Genomic DNA, 2,922 nt, shown 5'->3' with positions numbered 1-2,922 from the left:
ATTCTATGTATCGTACATATGTAGATAGTCTGTTTCAAGCTACAGAATTAGATCGAAATCAAATTATGAGGTGTGCGCTTTTTACTGCAGCGCACAAYCCTGTTTTCTTAGCATTAATGAATCAGTATAAAATGAGTGACGTCCCTCTCCCCTCCTCTCCGTGGCAGCCTTCTTCCCACCCGTTATGGATGGAACAAGAGCCCAACATCGAAGAGAAAGGAGGAGGAGAACATGATGACCTTGAGCGAAAAGGAACGGCTACAAACACTTCTACGATACTTAGAACATCAACAGATGGCCAATCAATGTCAGGAGCAACTATTCAATCCAAACAGCAGCCTTCTACCAGTGAAAAGGCAGCAGGGCCTGCAAGACGTCAGCAACCGATTGAGAGACGAACAAGGACGTTTCCTACCTTACAATTATCAAACAATGGAGGAATCAAACTTGATTTTAGGTAAAGAAGTAGCCTTACAACGAAAACTAAAAATAGAACCGATTGACGGTTCTTATAATAGCTATGCAGTGAATGAAAAGGAAAAGAAGGATTGGAGTGGGAATATCTATTTAGCTTGTGTGGCAGCGATTTTAGTGATCGCCTTTTTTACCTGACGTCTTTTTAGAATAGTGTCGATATTTTGGGCATAAACATATAGCATGAATACAGTTAAGACCGCCTTATATACTATAAGTAATGGGCGGTCTTTGTTATAAATATGATGAAAAGTACACATAAACGAGAAGGATTCAGACTAGATATACAGAATATAAAATACCAACATATCCCTTTTTTATGTCATGATTTACATTCAACAGGAGGATGATGGATGGATAATGGTCAACGTTTCACAGAATTAGTTTCTTACTTTGAAAAAAATCTAACTAGACCCTTAAATGAGAAAGAAAAAGAGTTAATTAGGTGGATGGTAAAAGAAGAAAGCTCAAAGAACGTTCATGAGGTTACAAATTAGTCTTTCGTACATTTTTGCCTTTGATAGAACCTATGTAATCGTTTCTATATAGAAGCACGTGCTGAGGATAAAACAGAAAAAAAGCATGCACCTGAAGGTGTATACTTTTTCAAATAGTCCCGAATTGTCGAAACAGAGGGTATTCGGTATTGCAAATGAAATGAAAGTTAAACTTTCCATTTTATTCTATCAAAAGTTTGTTCACTGCTGAATATGGAAACCCTCTCAATTTTCTGTCTGTATCTAGCATGGATTAAGGTAAAAAGTTCCATTTTATAACATTTAGAATTCGGGCCTACTTAACTTGGAGGTGTATGTTCATTTTCCATTTGGTTAGGTTTTATATATTTAACAGATGAACTACAATACATATGCCCACAGTCTTATACAAAGCCTACATCTCATCAAGATGATAGCTAAATCGTTTGTCTACTTTCTTTTTCTTTTGTTGATTCGTATTGATAAGATGGATAATGACATGTTGATCATCTTTCCACTGTACATCAGCATCATGAATGATAGAAGGATGGATCCCTTTAAGCTCCTTATATCGGCTGAGCATGCTGCCATGCTTGCCATAATACATTCTAATCGAATCAATTTCTTGTTTTGTTTCATAATCAAAGTAATCCGTTGATTGTCTATACATTTTCTTCACTTCAATGATGTTCTTTTTATCAGGAGATGTACTGCTTGTAAGTGAAGCACTACGTATCATGTTCGGTTGTTGCTGACTTTTATCCACGAAGTAGTTCATCATAAACACAAGAAGTATTACTACCAGCGATAACATGATCCAAGGCCACTTTTTCATGTCCACACTCCTTCTATTAGGCTAGAAAACCTAGATGAGTAGATGATCTYGTCGTTGAATGGTATTTTCTTCTTTTACTCATTCTTAGATGATAACATACTCAAAAAATCTTGAAAGGTATCAGCTATCTTTGATGTAGCTGGATCACATTCATATGATTCTTCGTAATCTAGGAAATCAACAGACGGATTGTTCCTACCACAGTGAAAGTTCAAACACAAATAATCTCCCCATGCTAGCTTCGCAATTGGAATTAATTCAGATCCAATGAGATCTTCGTCATAGAAATTCCACCCTTGTTCTCCTAAAGAGGTTTCGCAGCAACCAATGTCATACATTCCATAAGGATGCTCACTGAAGTTTTTAATAATGCCTAAAAAACGTTCAATTTGACACCTCTTATTGATGATTGTTAGTGGTGTAGAATCTATTACTGTACATCCGTTATAGTGTTTCAAGAATTCTTTATACGCATTGGGCAACTGAATGCGAAAAGAAGCTTCTATTTTTGCAATGTCTTGATCCTGTGGTAATGGATAAATGATGCTTTCCTTAACAATTCTCACTGTTATCGCTCTCGTTGCAATAGGTCATCTTCAAGGAAATACATTATGACTTCTGATATTCATASATAACWGGAACTTTRTCCATTTTAACGGTTTTGGCCACAATATAACGACGRTARCCATCTTTTAAGATATTCGATCCTTTTTCAATCGTTAATGGCTCATCCAGACGCCCTGTACGCTTCACAAAATCAATAACCTTTTGTGTTTTTTCAGGGTTTGGACGTGTCTTTAAGAACTCTTCAGGTACGATTATTTCATCGAAACTTAGAAGATCCTGTGTCCCTTTTGGCTGATTAGTTATTTGTTTCTTTTGTGGCTCCACCTTTTTCTCTTGAACAGGTGTCTCCTTCACTTCTGTCTGTACTTTTTCAGCTTTCTTCTCTTCAATTGCTGCAGGTTGAGAAGTAGTTGCCGGTTTTTCTTCCTGTTTGGTAGACGCAACTTCTTGTTGCGCTGCAGAAGCCTCTTGTTTGGCTTCTTTTTTATCATTTGGTTCATTGCTTTCTTTGTCTTTCTTATTCGGGAGAACGGTAATCTGGAAGCAGATTACACCTACTTCACCAGGACA

The 2,922-nt window shown here is 36.9% G+C and carries 6 protein-coding genes; 3 read left to right on the top strand and 3 right to left on the bottom strand.

Features of this window, described 5'->3' with window-relative positions:
- The 3 genes from AC1DRF_RS21560 to AC1DRF_RS21550 form a co-directional block, all read left to right on the top strand.
- Nucleotides 1–461: hypothetical protein (locus tag AC1DRF_RS21560; RefSeq protein ID WP_477741651.1), on the top strand; the 461-nt coding region annotated here is incomplete at its 5' end.
- Nucleotides 448–612: a hypothetical protein gene (locus AC1DRF_RS21555; RefSeq protein WP_427077091.1), complete on the top strand. Its 165-nt coding sequence runs from the start codon at nucleotides 448–450 to the stop codon at nucleotides 610–612. The genes AC1DRF_RS21560 and AC1DRF_RS21555, both read left to right, overlap by 14 nt.
- A 215-nt stretch (nucleotides 613–827) precedes the next feature.
- Entirely contained in the window at nucleotides 828–971 is a 144-nt protein-coding gene (locus AC1DRF_RS21550; protein WP_427077092.1) for a hypothetical protein, read from the top strand.
- Between the two features lie 394 nt (nucleotides 972–1,365).
- Here the strand turns inward: AC1DRF_RS21550 and AC1DRF_RS21545 are convergent, their stop codons facing one another.
- From AC1DRF_RS21545 to AC1DRF_RS21535, 3 genes are all read right to left on the bottom strand, one after another.
- On the bottom strand, nucleotides 1,366–1,785 hold the full coding sequence (locus tag AC1DRF_RS21545) for a hypothetical protein (protein ID WP_427077093.1): 420 nt from the start codon (nucleotides 1,783–1,785) through the stop codon (nucleotides 1,366–1,368).
- Nucleotides 1,786–1,859: 74 nt separating this feature from the next.
- Nucleotides 1,860–2,351: an SMI1/KNR4 family protein gene (locus tag AC1DRF_RS21540; protein WP_477741650.1), complete on the bottom strand. Its 492-nt coding sequence runs from the start codon at nucleotides 2,349–2,351 to the stop codon at nucleotides 1,860–1,862.
- A gap of 43 nt (nucleotides 2,352–2,394) precedes the next feature.
- A partial coding sequence (locus AC1DRF_RS21535) for a ParB N-terminal domain-containing protein (protein WP_477741649.1) occupies nucleotides 2,395–2,922 on the bottom strand: 528 nt, incomplete at its 5' end.

The sequence above is a fragment of the Priestia sp. P5_B4 genome, from assembly GCF_056400385.1.
The sequence above is the reverse complement of the archived record's forward strand: the minus strand, read 5'-3'. Positions and strand labels throughout refer to the sequence as shown.

Coding starts and splice junctions, on each gene's coding strand:
- AC1DRF_RS21550 (WP_427077092.1), top strand. CDS start 828: ATGGATAATGGTCAACGTTTCACAGAATTAGTTTCTTACTTTGAAAAA.
- AC1DRF_RS21545 (WP_427077093.1), bottom strand. CDS start 1,785: ATGAAAAAGTGGCCTTGGATCATGTTATCGCTGGTAGTAATACTTCTT.